This window comes from Streptomyces sp. NRRL S-87 (assembly GCF_000719335.1).
Lineage (GTDB): Bacteria > Actinomycetota > Actinomycetes > Streptomycetales > Streptomycetaceae > Streptomyces.
Window position 1 is genome coordinate 67,532 of sequence record NZ_JOGB01000028.1, and the last position, 16,025, is coordinate 83,556.

Annotated in this window: 13 protein-coding genes; 8 read left to right on the forward strand and 5 right to left on the reverse strand. The window is 70.6% G+C overall.

Translation table 11 applies throughout. The features are described from left to right. Nucleotides 1-436 precede the first annotated feature (436 nt). Nucleotides 437-583: a hypothetical protein gene (locus tag IF43_RS36605; protein ID WP_234332321.1), complete on the reverse strand. Its 147-nt coding sequence runs from the start codon at nt 581-583 to the stop codon at nt 437-439. A gap of 857 nt (nt 584-1,440) precedes the next feature. Between IF43_RS36605 and IF43_RS0119410 the strand changes: the two genes are divergently transcribed. The 3 genes from IF43_RS0119410 to IF43_RS38160 all read left to right on the forward strand — a co-directional run bounded on the left by IF43_RS0119410 (nt 1,441) and on the right by IF43_RS38160 (nt 5,271). Next, nucleotides 1,441-2,742 (forward strand): restriction endonuclease, encoded by a 1,302-nt coding sequence (locus tag IF43_RS0119410; RefSeq protein WP_030201968.1) that lies wholly within the window; start codon nt 1,441-1,443, stop codon nt 2,740-2,742. 221 nt (nt 2,743-2,963) lie between these two features. Beyond that, nucleotides 2,964-4,064, forward strand: coding sequence for a DNA cytosine methyltransferase (locus IF43_RS39605; RefSeq protein WP_078910285.1), 1,101 nt, complete (start codon nt 2,964-2,966; stop codon nt 4,062-4,064). A gap of 52 nt (nt 4,065-4,116) precedes the next feature. After that, nucleotides 4,117-5,271, forward strand: coding sequence for a NaeI family type II restriction endonuclease (locus IF43_RS38160; protein WP_078910286.1), 1,155 nt, complete (start codon nt 4,117-4,119; stop codon nt 5,269-5,271). Between the two features lie 420 nt (nt 5,272-5,691). Here the strand turns inward: IF43_RS38160 and IF43_RS0119420 are convergent, their stop codons facing one another. Both IF43_RS0119420 and IF43_RS0119425 read right to left on the reverse strand, forming a co-directional pair. Continuing rightward, a complete protein-coding gene (locus tag IF43_RS0119420; protein ID WP_030201972.1) occupies nt 5,692-5,907 on the reverse strand; it encodes a DUF6243 family protein in 216 nt (71 codons plus the stop codon). A 293-nt stretch (nt 5,908-6,200) separates the two neighbouring features. Then, on the reverse strand, nt 6,201-7,520 hold the full coding sequence (locus IF43_RS0119425) for a cytochrome P450 (protein WP_078910287.1): 1,320 nt from the start codon (nt 7,518-7,520) through the stop codon (nt 6,201-6,203). Between the two features lie 260 nt (nt 7,521-7,780). On the opposite strand from IF43_RS0119425, the gene IF43_RS0119430 reads away from it, so the two are divergent. After that, the gene (locus tag IF43_RS0119430) at nt 7,781-8,578 is read left to right on the forward strand and encodes a hypothetical protein (RefSeq protein WP_030201977.1); all 798 of its coding nucleotides are present in this window, start codon (nt 7,781-7,783) and stop codon (nt 8,576-8,578) included. A 216-nt stretch (nt 8,579-8,794) separates the two neighbouring features. On the opposite strand, the gene IF43_RS0119440 is transcribed toward IF43_RS0119430, so the two are convergent. Next, nucleotides 8,795-10,429 carry an MFS transporter gene (locus IF43_RS0119440; RefSeq protein ID WP_063753366.1) on the reverse strand — a complete coding sequence of 545 codons (1,635 nt, stop codon included), beginning with the start codon at nt 10,427-10,429 and terminating at the stop codon, nt 8,795-8,797. 459 nt (nt 10,430-10,888) lie between these two features. Here IF43_RS0119440 and IF43_RS0119445 point away from each other — a divergent pair, with 459 nt between their 5' ends. Then, entirely contained in the window at nt 10,889-11,248 is a 360-nt protein-coding gene (locus tag IF43_RS0119445) for a DUF6479 family protein (RefSeq protein WP_051795640.1), read from the forward strand. Between the two features lie 56 nt (nt 11,249-11,304). Here IF43_RS0119445 and IF43_RS0119450 read toward each other — a convergent pair whose 3' ends face one another. Then, entirely contained in the window at nt 11,305-12,501 is a 1,197-nt protein-coding gene (locus IF43_RS0119450) for a Ku protein (RefSeq protein ID WP_030201986.1), read from the reverse strand. Nucleotides 12,502-12,579: 78 nt separating this feature from the next. On the opposite strand from IF43_RS0119450, the gene ligD reads away from it, so the two are divergent. From ligD to IF43_RS0119465, 3 genes are all read left to right on the forward strand, one after another. Next, complete coding sequence (gene ligD / locus IF43_RS0119455) at nt 12,580-13,476, forward strand: non-homologous end-joining DNA ligase (protein ID WP_030201988.1); 897 nt, start codon at nt 12,580-12,582, stop codon at nt 13,474-13,476. A 111-nt stretch (nt 13,477-13,587) separates the two neighbouring features. Continuing rightward, entirely contained in the window at nt 13,588-14,616 is a 1,029-nt protein-coding gene (locus IF43_RS0119460) for a hypothetical protein (protein WP_030201991.1), read from the forward strand. Nucleotides 14,617-14,719: 103 nt separating this feature from the next. Further along, the gene (locus IF43_RS0119465) at nt 14,720-15,532 is read left to right on the forward strand and encodes a nuclease-related domain-containing protein (RefSeq protein WP_030201994.1); all 813 of its coding nucleotides are present in this window, start codon (nt 14,720-14,722) and stop codon (nt 15,530-15,532) included. Nucleotides 15,533-16,025: the final 493 nt, after the last annotated feature.

Consider the following 16,025-nt stretch of genomic DNA (forward strand, 5'->3'; position numbering starts at 1 on the left):
ATCAAGGGCGCTTCCGCCGCCCAAGGCGGCGTCGCGCGCCCGTCGCCCCGGGCCTGCGCTCCTGTCTGCGCCCCGCTCCAGCCCGGGGCGCCGGCCGCGCGCCACGTGGCTAAGGGCTCGATGGGTTGAACCCGCTCTGATCTGCTGGCTGCCGGTCAGAACGATGCCTCCGGCGGGGGCGCTCAGGCTCCGGGATGGACGGGGCCCGTCGTGCGGCTGCGGGCCGGTTGGTGGTGGGGGTGGGGGCTGTCATCCCGTCTGCCGTCGACCCAGGCAAGCCATAGCAGACCAGGCTTCTGGGGCCCAGGTCGTTCGTCCAGCAGGGCGCTCCACCTGGGCCCCAGAAGCCTGCCCCGCTATCACTCCGTGTGGGTCGACGGCAGACGGGATGACAGCAGGGCAGCTTGTGGTTGTGGCAGCGGGTCCGTGGCTGCGGTCACACGAGCCCAATGGCTGAAAGAACGGCCAGGAAGAGCGTCATGCTCACCGCGAACGCGCCGCCTCCATACAGAAAGGCCTCGGCGAGCGTCGCCCCGGTCGTGCTCACGAGGATGCCGGCGATCAGCGAGACGATGACGGCCAAGGATCCTGCCAGCAGGACGCAGAGGATCTTCGTGCTCTGCGGACGCTGTGCGGGCTGCGTAACCAATTCGATCCCTCCGGATTGGAGGGTGATTGGGCAAAAAAGGACAGACCTCAGCCCAACCACCCAATGGGTGTTTTTAGGCTGAGATCTGCCGACGCTCAGTTCTCGAAGCTAAGTAAGCGGCCGGAGGGGCGTTGGCCCGATGGGCCCCGCGTCTCCTACACGGCGCAGCGTCCCGTTTGCGTCGTGGGACATCTGTAGTTCCACGTTAGCAGGCCGAGTCAACTCCCGCGCAAGCAACGCGAGAAGAAGTGTGGTGAGGCGAGCCGGCTGCGTTTGGCTGGAGGGTAGGGGATGGCGGGCAAGGTGACTGGCGCAACCATCCGCGTTGGTGGCTGGTACTCGGCATGCCGTCTCTGATCGCCGTGGTCAGGGATCGTGATCCGATCTCACGATGCTTCCTCGGGCTGTCCCTCCTGCTCGCCGGGATTCACTACGGGCGCGAGTCGGCGAAGCGGAAGTACAGCAGTGAGGTACCGCAACCATGGAGACGGGCAGCGTCCAGTAGCCCCCCTCCAAGGCTGCGTGATGACCGCAATGGCCCCCAGTGACTGATCTATGTAGAGCTACGGATCAGAAGGCCAGCCGTGCCAGACGCATGCCAGGTGAGTCGGGGAACCATGGACAGCGGGGGACGCTGGGACGGGGCACCAGTTTCCGCAGGTCAAGCCGCTCTTCGGGTTCTCAACATCGGTGATTCCCAAGCTCATAGCCTCGGAAGTTCCGCCCGCCTGTCAGTGCTGGCCGCTACCGTCGTCGAAGATCGTCAGGCCCGTACTGCTGTGGGGGGATACGTGGGTGGTCAGTTGCGTGTTGGTCAGGTTTATCGCTACGCGACCGGCAAGGATCCGGTGCCAGCGATGCTGGACGGGTACCCCAACTTCCACCACGTGACCCACTCTCCGGAACTCGCTCGGGCTTTGCTGGAGGCCGGCATCAACGGCATGGCGAAGGTCCGGACGGCCGACGCGGAACGCCGGCCAGTGATCCTCATCCGATCAAGTCCATGGAAGGCCGGCACCGAGCAGACGCCCTGGCATGACGTGTTCGACATGGACAACGGGCACGTCCGCTACTTCGGTGACCACAAGGCCACCACCACCGTCGCGCCGGGGAAGACCAACGGCAATGCGGCCCTGCTCGATGCCTTCACGGGGCACCAGGGGCACACGCCCGAGGAGCGGGCCGCCGCCATCCCGTTGCTGCTGTTCCGGGCGGTCTCGCGCAGCGGCAAGGTCAAGGGGCACGTCGAGTTCTGTGGTCTGGGGATCATCGAGAGGGCCGAGCGGCTGGTGCAGTGGGGCGGCAGCGACCACACGACGTTTACGAACTACGTCTACGACATTGCTCTGATCGACCTCACGGACGAAGACGACAAGGTCTCGTGGGAGTGGATCGGCTCCCGCAGGGACAAGACCGTGGGCAACACGGAGACTCTCGAACAAGCTCCGCGGGCTTGGCGTGAGTGGGTCAAGCACGGGAACTCGGCCCTGCCCAGGATCCGCCGTCGGGTTGCCCGGGCCAAGGTGACCAAGGTGCCAGAGCAGCGCCCCAAGCCGGGAACCACCGAAGCCAAGGACCTGGAGCTGATCTACAAATACTTCGACGGCCGTAAGCACGACTTCGAGGCCGTGGCGTCCGCGGTCGCGGCCCGTGTGTTCCGTGGAGCCGGGAACAGCTACGTCGAGGGGTGGCTGACGCGCAGGTCCGGCGACGGCGGAGCGGACTTCGTCGGCCGGCTCGACATCGGCAGTGGTCTCGCCGGTACCAGTCTGGTCGTCCTCGGCCAGGCCAAGTGCGTCAAGCTCGACAACCTGGTCACTGCCGAGCAGATCGCTCGTGTCGTGGCCCGACTGCGACGCGGCTGGATCGGCGTATACGTCACGACCGGGGCCTACTCCGTGCCTGCACAGACCGAAATTGTTGAGGACCAGTACCCGATCGTTCTGATCAACGGGGTGGACCTGGCTCGGGAGCTCAGGAGCATGGCCCGGGACGACCACGGCGGAGACCTCGAGGCCTGCATCGATCACATACTCACCGGACGAGAGACCACCGTCACAAACCGGCGGCCCGAAGAGATTCTGCTTGAGTAGCTGTCTGGAAGCCCACGTATCGGCAGCCGAATTCGAAGTCCCCTCGACGGCCTGATCTGGGAAAACACCCCGCGCCACAAGGGTCCGTTGATCAACTAGTAGATCCATCGATCCCGACAGCAGCGGCGCTGTCACCGGTGCGCGATACCCTGATACGCGCTGTTCAGATGCCGACAACCCCGGCTCGGACGCCCTCATGCCAACACCCCCGTGGAGAGCAAGTGCAGCCCGTCCAGATCGTTGACCTGTTCGCCGGACCTGGCGGGCTCGACGTCGCCGCCGAGAAGCTGGGCCTAGCGACAGTGGGTGTGGAATGGGATTCAGCTGCATGCGCAACGCGCCACGCGGCCGGGTTGGCAACGATCGAGGACGACGTGCGCCGGTACGGACCAGCCTTCTTTCCTGACGCCGATGTACTCGCAGGCGGGCCGCCCTGCCAGACCTTCACCGTTGCAGGGAATGGCGCTGGGCGCAGGGCACTCGATGACGTATTGGCCTTCGTCGATCGGATGGTGGCCCGAGAGGACCGCGAAGAGATCGCGAAGGACCTCTCCAAGCTGGAGGACGAGCGGACCGGTCTGGTATTGGAGCCGCTTCGCTGGGCGTTGGAAGCAATCGACGATCTCGACAAGCCCTATCGAGCGATTGTGTTGGAGCAGGTCCCCGCGGTACTCCCGGTTTGGGAAGCCTACGCCGAGGCTCTGCGCAGCGAGGGCTACTCGGTCAACTGTGGACTCCTGCGCACAGAGGCATACGGGGTTCCTCAAACCCGCAAAAGAGCTGTCCTCGTCGCTCGAATGGGATCTGAGCCAGTGAAGCTGCCAGCCCCCACCCATCGCACCTATCGCAAAGGGATTTCACGTGACTCAGGGGACATTCGCCTGGAACCCTGGCGCACGATGGAAGACGTCCTGAACCGAGATTCGCCTTTCTTGGTGATCTCAAACTACGGAACTGGCGGAGAACCCAAGGCGCGTGGGCGGCGCGGGTCATGGGAGCCCTCGGCGACCGTAACCGGGAAAATCTCACGCAACCGGGTGGTATCGGTCGATGGCGTCGAGATGGATCGATTCTCTTTCTCGGAAGCAGGCCGCCTCCAAACATTCCCGACGGATTACCCTTGGTCCGGCCAAGACGTCGGGCAGCAGATCGGAAATGCCGTTCCTCCTCGCCTCGCCATCCATGTCCTTTGTGCCGAATTCGGCTGGGAACCGCCAACTGACGCCCTAAATAATCTCGGAACGTGGATGTCCAAGAGCGCCACTGGAGTAGATCGCACCAAGTCTTATGCGTCGCGCATGCCCGCAATGGCTTCTGCGTAACCGACAAAAGAAGCCACTGCCAATTACTTGACGACTGTGGAGTAACTCAACAATGGATGAGCAACTTCTCTTCGGATCAGACCTGGTTGAACGGCAAGGTGCGCACGCCCGTCGGGCCGACAAAATGGCAGCCACCTCAATCGGACAGCCCATCCCCAGCACTCGCGAGGCTGACCGAGGCATAGGCACCGCCTTCGATTTTTTCTTGCCGGACGTGAGCAGCCGAATGGGTGCGATCATCCGGAAGGCCACGGATGAAGTCATCGCTACGCCCCGCACCCGCCGCTGGACACTCGACCAATGCAACGACCAGGAGAAGGGCTACCTGGGCGTGAATATCGAGAACATTGTGCGCGGTGAATACCAGCTGGATGAGGGCTCCGCTGGCATGGACTTCGACGTGCGCGGTGTCGACGTCGATTGCAAGTGGTCTCGCAATTTTGGGGGCTGGCAGATACCCCCGGAGGCTGTGGGTCACATCTGCCTTTTGGTACACGGAGATGACGTAACCGGTGAGATGGCAGTAGGCCTCATCCGCATTAGGGACGAGATCCTAGTGGGTGGAAACCGCGATGGAAAGCGCACCATCCAGAGCCCGGGCGGCATTTGCGAGATCCTCTGGCTCGTTCAGCCTGGGACACCGATCCCAGAGAATTTCCTGATGAGCCTTCGTAAGGAAGACCGTGACGCCATTCTCGCTCCGCGAGGCGGCGACGCACGGGCTTTGGAACTCTTCAAACGCTGTGAAGGCATGATCATTCACCGCCACACCATCGAGTCCATCGGACAGCAGGTAGACGAGGCGCGTCGCTTCCGCGGAGAGACTCGCCAGAGATTGCTTGAAGAAGGCTTCGAGGTTCTCAACGGCCATTGGAAAGCCAACCGTGAACGGGCTTTGGAGTTGGGAGGGTTGAAGCTCAGCAACGGAAGCCAGTGGGCCTGCTTGCGAACCGACGGCTCCTCCCCGGCGAGGCTGGCTGCCCTGAGTCCAGCTAGGCAGGCAGAGTCCCTCGCCTACCGGAAGACGTTCAGCGAGCAAATCGCCGCAGAGCGTAGGGCAAAGAAGCGGGCGCGGAAAGCCGCCAAGGCCGCAGCCATACACGAGCCGGCCAACCTGATCACTCCCGATGATGATGCCGAGTACGCTAAGCAAGCTTTCGCACAGGCCGAGAGCGCGGCTGTAAGCGCGGGCACTCTCTTCGCCTAGCGGTGCACCAAGCCGCCTAGAGGGATAACCCGTGGCCCATTCGTGGACTGATGGCACCCACCAGACTCCCTGCGACCTTCTGACCTGCTGAAACGCGTGAGACGCACGGGGCCTCCGGAGCCGTGTGCGCAGGTTCGAATCCTGCCGGGGGCACTTCGTAGAGAGCAGCGGAAACACCGGCTGGTCTGCGCGAGTGCCGAAGATGAAGCCCCGAACTCAGTCCCACTGAGTCCGGGGCTTTCTCGTTGTCTCTCGCTGTTCTCGCGTGAGTGGCGCGTGGGAGTCTCAAGCCGCTCAGACCCGTACATCGCGCTTGGCGCCATGGGCCGCCGTCCGGTCTCTCCTGTACGGCAGCAGGGCCCGGACCGCTCTCGCGGTCCGGGCCCTGCCCGTGCGGTGCCGCCCTGCGGCGGCGGTGCGTCAGCTCTGGGTGGTGTCGTCGACCGCCTGCTCGGCGGCCTCGGCCGTGCCGGCCTTCTCGCGCATCTTGCGCAGCAGTTCGGCCTTCTTGTCGGCGGCGCCCTGGCGGTCGAGGTTGCGGTGCGGGCCGTTGTTCGCCCGTTCGGCGCGGGACAGTCGCTTGCGCTGTCCGCCGCCCTGGCCCACGGGGTTGTTGATGTTCTTGCTCTTGGTCACGGGTTCTCCCGGCAATGGTGTGGAGTGATCTACGGATTCATCGGTGGGTGAGGGGCGGCGACGCCTGAGGACGTCAGCAGGGGCCCGTCACGCTCTCACTCGTGAACCGGCGTCTGGAAGAACATGACGACGACGTTACCCGGTTCCGTCTGCCCCGCGCACCAGTCTTTCGGCCGCCCTGGCGTGGACCGGGACTTCGGGGAGCGCGCGTCTCCGCCCTCCCGCGGACAGGGGAAGACCCCGCCTCGCGTGGGGTGTCGAGGCGGGGTCCCGGGGGCTGCGGAGGGGGCGGCTTACCAGGTGACGGGGAGGGTCACCGGGCCTCGGATGAGGGCGCCGGGTTGCCAGGTGAGGGTGTCGGCGGGGACCGCGAGGGCGAGGTTGGGGTAGCGGTCGAGGAGGGTCTTGAGCATGAGCTCGGACTCCATGCGGGCCAGCATCGAGCCGACGCAGTGGTGCGGGCCGTTACCGAAGGCCATGTGGGCGATCGGGCCCCGGTCGAAGTCGAGGGTGTGGGGGTCGGGGAAGACCTCGGGGTCGCGGTTGGCGGCGAGGTAGGAGGAGTAGACGGCCTCGCCGGCGCGGATGGTGACGCCGGCGATCTCGACGTCCTGGGTGGCGATGCGGGGCAGGCCGACGCCGCTGCGGTGCGGGATGAAGCGGAGCAGTTCGTCGACGGCCTGCGGGATGAGCTCGGGTTCGGCGCGCAGCCGGGCGAGGTGCTCGGGGTGGGTGAGCAGGGCGTAGATCATGTTCGCGCTGTTGTTGCGGACCGCGTGGGTGCCGCTGACCAGGATCGCGGTGGCCAGGGAGATCGCCTCGGGTTCGGTGATCTCGCCCGCGTCGGCGGCAGCGACGAGTACGCCCGCGAGGTCGTCGGCCGGTTCGGCGCGGCGCAGCGCGAGCAGTTTGACGATGGTCTCGCGGACGGTCGCGAGGGCGTCGGTGCTCGCCTTGGGCGCGAGGCCGGGGGTCATGGCGATGTTCGCCCAGGACACCATGTCCGCGCGCAGCGCCGCGGGCATGCCGAGCAGGTCGCTGACCACGGCGAGCGGGAACGGCCCGTGCAGGTGCTCGACCAGGTCGGCGGGCTTGCCGGAGCGCTCCATCGCGTCCAGCAGCCCATCCACCGTGGCCTGCGCCAGGGGCCGGAGCCGCTGCATGGCCTTGCCCGTGAAGGCGCGGGCCACCACCCGGCGCATGTTGTTCAGGCGCGGCGGGTCGGCGTAGTTGAGCGAGGCCTGCTGCGAGGCGATGGCGTGCGGGGAGGAGGCCGTCACGGTACGGCCGACCAGCTCGGACCGGCTGAACCGCGGGTCGGTGGTGGCGGCCTTGACGTGCGCGTAACGGGACATCAGCCACGCGTCGCCCTCGCCGAACGGGAGCCGGATGCGCACGGCCCGCGCGTCGCGCAGCCGGTCGGCGAGGAAGGGGTCGAAGTCCAGCGCCTCGAAGTCGTCGAGGGGCCAGTGGTGGACCCGGTCGGACCCGGCCTTCCGGTCCGGTCGGGCGGGCGGGTGCGCGTGGGACTCGGGGCAGCCGCCGACGCTCGCCGGCCGGTGGCCGTCGCGCTCGGGGTGCGCTGGGGCGGTGGTGGTCCGGTCTTCGGTCATGGCGGGTCTCCCGGCGTCGTCGCTGCAACGCCGGGATGTCTTCCCGCGGCCCGGCCGTACGCCGCCCCCGCCCGTCCAGGAGTACCGGATTGGCGCACGCCGGAGGGGCCCCGCGTCCCCCGGTCGGCGGGCCCGCGGTCCCGGGTACGACCCTTCGTACGGAGTACGAGTGCGCCGATTGCCGGTGTGGCGCCCGCAAGGTCCTGGTTTGTCCGGTTCACACTGACCGGGCCCAGCCAACCCCACGTACGGGAGTCTCCATGCCGCGTGCACACCAAGCCGTCCGTCTCAGCCTGCATGCCGTCGCCGCGTCCGTCGTGATGGCCGCCTCCCTGGCCGCCGCCCCGACCACGGCCGTCGCGGACGGCCTGCCCTCGCAGTGGTGCACCGTCAACGGTGTGGAGGCCCCTCCCGGGAACGTCTACGGCACCGAGGGCGCCGACACGATCCTGTGCGAGAACGACGTCAAGAACGTGATCATCTACGGCGGCAAGGGCAACGACAACATCCGCGTCAAGGGGATGCTGATCGACTCCCAGGTGCTCGGCGGCGACGGCGACGACACCCTCCAGGTCAACAACCTCGCCCCGCAGAACGACGACTCCTCGGTCCGCGGCGGCGCGGGCAACGACACGATCATCACCGCCCTCGTCGTCGGTACGGCCGAGCACGGCGCAGCCGTCTACGGCGACCACGGCAACGACAAGATCACCACGGGCAGCGTCATGGGCCAGCCCGGCCCGTACGAGCGCGGCGGCGGCCAGGTCTTCGGCAACGACGACGACGACTTCATCACCACCGGCACCGTCGACCTCGGCGGGCGCGTGCTCGGCGGCAGCGGCGACGACACCGTCGAGCCGCGCGCGGTCGGTACGGAGTCGGCCGGCATCGTCCTGGGCGGCCCCGGCAACGACCGGATCCGCGGCCTGGCCGACACCGCCGTGACGATCGGCCCCGGCTACGGACAGGTCGACGGCGGACTGGGCACCGACGCGTGCAAGGTGAAGCACGCGTCGACGGGTGACCGGGTGCGCAGCTCCGTCGCCAACTGCCCCTGAGCGTCCGCCGTCGGTCCGGGCGTCGGCTCCGTCCGACCCGGACCGGCCGGCCGACCGACGCCTCTCCCCGTGCCGAGGAGGTAAAGAGGTGAGGGCGGAGAACCGAGGGCTAAGAGCTGAGAGCTAAGAGCTGAGAGCTGAGAGATACCGAAGGGTCCGGCGGATGTCCGCCGGGCCCTTCGGGCTGCTCGGGCCGCACCGGCTGTTCGGGCCCGCCTAACCCCTCGTGCCGCCGGGGTCCGCTGGCTCCCCGGCGCCCTTGACCCCGGGACCGCCCGGGGCCCCCGGACCACCCGGACCACCCGGACCTCCGGGCCCCCGCCCGTGCCCCCGAGGGGTCATGACCAACCCCGCCGGGAGCATGCGCAGGGTGACCGCGGCTCCCAGCGCGAAGATGCCCGCCGCGACCGCGTACCCCGTGTGGTAGCCGTGCAGGACGGCGTCCGCCACCACCTCCGACCGGGCGGGTCCGCCCCGCGCGCGGCCGTGCTCGTACAGGTACGAGGCCGTCGCACCGGCGGCCAGGGTGCTCATCAGGGCGGTTCCGACCGAGCCCCCCACCTGCCGCACCGCGGTGACCAGCGCCGAACCGACCCCGGCGTCCCGGGGCGCGACTCCCGCGGTCCCCAGGTTCATCGACGTCGACATGATCAGCCCCATGCCGGCGCCCATCACCACCAGCGACGGGACCACGTGCGTGACGTACGGGCTGTCCACCTCGAGCCGCGTCATGCCGAGCAGCCCGCAGGCGGCCATCAGCATGCCCAGCGGGATGCGGGGGCGGGCGGGCAGCCACCGGCAGGCCGAACTGCCGCTCCCGATCGAACTGAGCAGGATCGAGGCCGACATGGGCATGAAGGCCAGGCCGGTGTGGGCGGGCCCCCAGCCGCGGATCCGCTGGAGGTAGTACGTGAGGAAGAGGAAGACCCCGAACATCCCGACCGCCGTCACGAACATCGCCAGCAGCGCCGCCCCGCGCACCCGGTCGAGCAGCACGCGCAGCGGAAGCAGCGGTTCCGGCGCCCGGCGCTGCCACCACACGAAGACCCCCATCAGGGCGGCCCCGGCGAGCAGGAAGCCGTACGTGCGCCGCGAGCTCCAGCCGTACGTCCCCGCCTTCGCGAAGCCCTGCACCAGGCAGAACAGTCCGGTGGAGGCGAGCGCCGTGCCCGGCAGGTCCAGGTGGGGGCGCCGGGCGGGGGCCCGGCGGCTGAGCAGCAGCAGGCCCGGTCCGACGGCGAGGGCGGCCAGCAGGACGTTGACGTACATGGTCGAGCGCCAGCCCAGGTGCTGGGTGAGGACGCCGCCCAGCAGGAGGCCGACGGCCCCGCCGGAGCCGGCCAGCGCCCCGAACACGCCGAAGGCCCGGCCGCGTTCGGCGGGCTCGGTGAAGGTGGTGGTGAGGAGGGCGAGGGCGGCGGGCGCGAGCAGGGCGGCGCACGCGCCCTGCAGCGCCCGGCCCGCGACCAGGACGTGGAAGCCGTCGGCCGCGCCGCCGAGGGCGGAGGCCGCGGCGAAGCCGATCTGGCCGGCCAGGAACGCGCGCCGGTGGCCGAACAGGTCGGCGAGCCGGCCGCCGAGCAGCAGCAGGCTGCCGAACGCCATGGCGTAGGCGGTGATCACCCACTGGCGCTGCGCGTCGGAGAATCCGAGGTCGGCCTGGGCGGAGGGCAGGGCGATGTTCACGATGGTGGCGTCGAGCGTGACCATCAGCTGGCCGAGACCGATCACGCCGAGGGTCCACCAGCGGCGCCGGTCGGGCGGCGCGTCGGGCCGGTCGCCGGCACCGGGGCCGCCGCCGGTACCGGTCGTGGTGCCGGCGTGGCCGGGCCCCGTGGGTTGTGTCGACATGCCGATCACTCCAGCGGGCCCCGGGGCCGCCGCCGGGTCGCCACGCCCGGCGGCGCGGTCGGGGGCGGCGCGATGACGTCCGTACGGACCAGCGGGGGGCCGCGGGGCCGACGTACGACGAGGCCCGCGCCCGGGGGCGGGGCGGGCCTCGTCGCGGGTGCGCCCTGGGGGCGCGGTGCCGCGGTCGTGCAGGTGGTGCAGGTGGTGCAGGTGGTGCGGTCGTACAGGTGCTGCAGGTGGTGCGGGTGGTGCGGTGGTCAGGCGTTGGGGCGCTTGCCGTGGTTCGCCTTGCGCTTCTTGCGGGCGCGCCGCTTGTTGCCTCGCTTCGACATGGCCGTTCCTCCCTCGCTGCCGGGTCCTGCCGCGCAGGCCGGTGCCTGCGCGGTTCCAGTCTGGTCCGGTGGCGCCGAAGCCGCTCCCCAATGGTGTAAATGGGTGAAGGGGGGCAATACTTACCACATGGAAACTTTCGCTGACATATGGCCGTTCTTCGTTGTGGGAGTGGTTGTCAGTGCCTTCCTGCTCTTGGCCTTCTGGCTGGGCATGCGGGTACGGGACCGGGAGCCTGAACCACCCACACCGGAGAGCCAGCCGCACCTGCCCCCCGGCGGAGCCATGCTGGAGGTGCAGGAGGAGCGGGAGCAGGTGGAGCTCCCCAAGGGCGGACTGCGCCCCCACGAAATGATGGGATACGGGAACTTCGGTAGCCGGTCGGCGTCCGACCCCCACCCCGACCAGATGATGGAGCCCGTGCACGAGGAGCCTTCGCAGCGCCAGCCCTCCAAGCGCCACTGGGGCCGCGGACACCTCGCCACCTGACGGGGAGCCGCTTGACGGGACTCGGGGCCCGTCAGCGCGGCAGCGGGAAGGGACGGTCAGGCGGACGTCCGCTTGCGCGGGGCGGCGGTCTTCGAGGAGGCCGCCTTCTTCGTGCCCGCCGCGGCCGCCGTGCGGGCCGTCTTGGCGCCGGCGGCCGACTTCGAGGCCTTCTTCGCCGCCGCAGACTTGGCCGCCGTCGTCGACTTCCCGGTCGCGGACCCGGTGGCCGTGGACTTGGCTGCCGTGGACTTCGCGGCCGCCCCGCCCCGCGCGGCGGCCGTCTTCTTCGCCGTCGTGTCCTTCTTGGGCGCGGCGCGCTTCGCCCGTGCGGCCGTCGAGGTGGACTTCTTGCCGCCCACCGCCTTCGGCGCCGCGGCCGTCGCACCGCGGCCGCCGCCCGCGGCCCGCCGGATGGGCGTGACCTCGGCCGGCCCGCCCTCGCCCCCGCCTTCCTCCGCCGCCGCCTCGGGGGCGGCCTCGCCACGCGACACCCGGGCCGCCTGCACGCTCTTCTCCAGCGCCGCCATGAGGTCGATGACCTGCCCGCGCGGCTCGGCGGCCACCGGCTCCAGCCGCTCCCCCGAGGACTTCGCCGCGATGAGCTCCTCGACGGCGGTCCGGTAGTCGTCGTGCATGGAGTTCAGGTCCACCTCGCCGAGCGTGGCCATCAGGGCGTCGGCGAGGTCGAGCTCGGCCTCCCGGACGGTCACGTTCGTCTCGGGTGCGACCCCTTCCGGCGCCCGGATCTCGTCCGGCCACAGCAGCCCGTGCATGGCGATCACGTCGTCCACGACCCGCAGCATGCCCAGCCGCTCCCGCCCGCGCAGGGCGAACTTCGCGATCGCCACCCGCCGGCTGCGCTTGAGCGCCTCGCGCAGCAGCGTGTAGGGCTTGGCGGCCGCGGCGCCGTTGGCCGCCAGGTAGTACGCGGCGTCCATCTGGAGCGGGTCGATCTCCTCGGCCGGCACGAAGGAGACGATCTCGATGGTCTTCGCCGTGGGCAGCGGCAGGCCGGCCAGGTCGTCGTCCGTGATCGGGATGATCGAGCCGTCGACCTCCTCGTAGCCCTTGCCGATCTCGTCGGCGGCGAGCTCCTCGCCGTCGAGTTCGCAGACCTTGCGGTAGCGGACCCGACCGCCGTCGGCGACGTGGATCTGGCGGAAGGAGATCGAGTGGCTCTCGGTGGCGTTGACCAGCTTGATCGGGATGCTGACCAGCCCGAAGGAGATCGCCCCGTTCCAAATGGATCGCACGATGCAGTCCCTTTCGTGCATATTTGCGACTAGCCGCAACATCTGCACCAGTTGCCCGGTTCGTGGGAGTCTCATCGTATGACGCCGATCACAGAGGTGGAGGGGCGTCGGGTCGCGCTCAGCAACCTCGACAAGGTGCTCTATCCGGAGACCGGGTTCACCAAGGGCGAGGTGGTGCACTACTACGCCACCGTCGCCGGCGCCCTGCTCGCCCACCTGCACGACCGGCCCGTCTCCTTCCTGCGCTATCCGGACGGGGTGACGGGCGAGAAGTTCTTCACGAAGAACCCGCCGCCGGGCACGCCCGGGTGGGTGAGGACCGCGCGCGTGCCGCGCTCGGAGGACGAGCGGGCCGAGCAGGTCCTCGTGCAGGACCTGGCGAGCCTGGTGTGGGCGGCGAACCTGGTCGTGGAGTTCCACGTCCACCAGTGGCGGGCCGAGGACCCCGGGGTCGCCGACCGGATGGTCTTCGACCTCGACCCGGGGGCGCCGGCCTCGGTGGTGGAGTGCTGCACGGTCGCGCTGTGGCTGCGCGAGCGGCTGGCCGCGGACGGCTTCCACGTGTACGCCAAGACGTCGGGGTCGAAGGGGCTGCACCTGTCGGTGCCGCTCGAGCCGACCCCGTCCGGGGAGGTGTCGGCGTACGCGAAGGCACTCGCGCAGGAGGCGGAGCGGGACCTGCCCGGCCTGGTCGTGCACCGGATGGCGAAGGCGCTGCGGCCGGGGAAGGTGTTCGTCGACCACAGCCAGAACGCGGCCGCCAAGACCACCGCCGCGCCGTACACCCTGCGCGCCCGGTCCCGGCCGACGGTCTCGGCGCCGGTGTCCTGGGACGAGGTGGCGGGCTGCCGGCGGCCGGAGGAGCTGGTGTTCCTCACCGGGGACGTGATCGAGCGCCTGGAACGGGACGGGGACCTCTTCGGGCCGCTGATCAACCTGAACCGGGCGCGGGCGCTGCCGGGGCGGGCGCCGTGACCCGGGGCGGGCGCACCCCGGCCGCCGTCCAGGACCTGTCGGGGCAGGGGCCGTGACCCGGGGCGGGCGCACCACCGCCGCCGTCCGCGCCCTGCCGGGGCGGGCGCCGTGATCCGGGTCGCGCTCGCCGCCGCCGTCCGGTCCCTGCCGCGGGGGCCCGGTCTGGCGTACGAGCCGAAGTTCGACGGGCACCGGGTGGTGGTCCGGCGTACCGCCGACGAGGTGGTGCTGCAGGCACGCTCCGGTCGGACCGTCACGCGCGCCTTCCCGGACCTGGCCGCCGCGGCGCGGGCGCTGCCGCCCGGCACCACCCTCGACGGGGAGGTAGTCGTCTGGCACGCGGGCCGCACCGACTTCGCGCTGGTGCAGCGCCGGGCGGCGGCCGCGAGCGAGACCCGGGCCGCCGCGCTCGCGCGGAGCCTGCCGGCGTCGTACGCCGCGTTCGACGTGCTCGACCTCGGCGGGCTCGACGTGAGGCCCCGGCCGTACGAGGAACGCCGCGCGCTGCTGGTCGACCTGCTGCTCCCGCTCGGGCCGCCACTGCAGCCCGTCCCGATGACGACCGATCCCGAGCTGGCCGCGACCTGGTACGAGACGCTGCCCGCGAGCGGTATCGAGGGGCTGGTGATCAAGCGGCTGGACCAGCCCTATCCGACGGGGCGGCGGGCCTGGCGCAAGCTCCGGCACACGGACACGACGGACGCGGCGGCGGTCGGGTACACGGGCCCGGCCCGACGGCCGAGCGCGCTGGTCCTGGTACTGCCGGACGACGACGCCCCGGTGGTCTCCAGCCCGCTGTCGACGGCGCTGCGGACGGAGACGGCGCAGGCGCTTCGGGTGGCGGGTGCGTCCGGGGGGACCGGGGTGAGCGGGGCGACCGGGGTGTCCGGGGCACGGAGCGGGGCGGCAGGCGGCCGTGGTGCGGGAGGCGAAGCCGCTGCCGAGGCCCCCGACGCCGACGCGGGAGCGGAGGCGGGGGCGGGGGCGGACGGGACCGTGACGGCCATCGGGCTCGGGGAGGTGCCGTACCACGCGCTGGACCCGCCGCTCACCGTCGAGGTACGGCACGCCACGACCCGGCATCCCCCGCCGGAGGTGCTGCGGGTGCGGCTGGACGACCTCGGCGGGCCCGGCGTGTGACGGGCCGGGCACGGGGGTGCGTCCGCTCTCTTGCCGCCGGGTGCACGTGCTGGTCCCATGGCCTGGGGGGCCGGGGGGTGCCCGGACCCAGGGGGTGTCGGGGATGAGTGGACTGAGGGTGGTACCGGGGCTGCTCCACGGCGGCCACCGGCTGTGGGTGAGCCTGCCGGACGGCCGTACGGTCGGCTGGTACGACCGCGACGCCGGTCGGGTCAACCTGGTCGACGCCGCGCAGCGGGACGCGGTGCTCGCGGCCCTCGGCCCGTACCTCGTGGGCGCCTACACCGTCGGCCCACCGCCCGTCCCGACCCCGGCCGAGCTGGCCCGGCTGGCACTGCACCCGGACGACGACCTGGCCCCGAACCGACCGGGTGAGCCGCTGCTCGGCGAGCTCGCGTACGGGGCACCGGGCCGCCGGTCCCGAGGGCTGCGGCACGACCTGCTGGCGCAGCAGCGGTTCGGCGCGGAACTGGACGCGCTCGAGGGGCTCGGGTGGCGGGTGCTGCACGCGGTGCCGCTGCCGGGAACCGGCGCCCCTGCGGGGCCCGCGCAGATCGACCACCTGCTGATCGGGCCGGGCGGGGTGTTCGCGGTGCGGACGGCGGCGGGGCGGCGGCAGCGGGTCTCGGTCGGGGACCTCCTCCTCTCGGTGGGCCGGTCCGAACCGCGTCCGGAGCCCCGCTGGGTCCGGCGGGCGGCGGAGCAGGCCGCGCACGCACTGACCGCCACGGTCACGCCGGTGCTGGCGGTGGTGGACGCGGCCCGGGTCACGGTGGCGCCGACACTGCGGGACGTCCGGGTGGTGAGGGAGACCGAGGCGGGGGTGCTCGGGCGGTCCGGCGGGGTCCTCAAACCGGCCGACGTCGACGGGCTGCACGCCATGGCCCGCGACCGGCGCACGTGGTCCACGGTCTGAGCCGGCTGCCCCGGTCGGACGTGCGTCACCGTCACTGGGCGCCGGTCCGGCCGCGTGCGGAGGTGGTGCGAGCCGTTGCCCTACGGCGCTGGTCCCCCACCCACCCTTTCACCGTTTCCCAGGGCTTCGCCCCGGCCCCTCGAGCCTCCGCGACGAAGCCCACTCCACCGAGGCCCCGTCGAGCGCCCTCCGACATAGCGCCCTCGGACATAGCGCCCTCCGCCATACGGGAAAGCCCTCAAGGCACCGCCCCACGCCGACCCGCCGGCAAGCACCCGGGTCCCCGTCTCACGAGAGTGCCGCCCCGTGGTGTGTGGGGGAGGCGGTTGACAGGGGTGGCAGGCTGGACCGGAGGCAGGCCCGGGCCAGGGGTGGCCGAAGGCCAGGGCGAAGCCCCAAAGCCCCTGGGGTGGGCCTGCCGCAGGGCCTGCAGGCCGCCCCTGTCAACAGGCCCCCGACCGAACCCCCCACCCCCGCCCCCGAACCTCAGCCC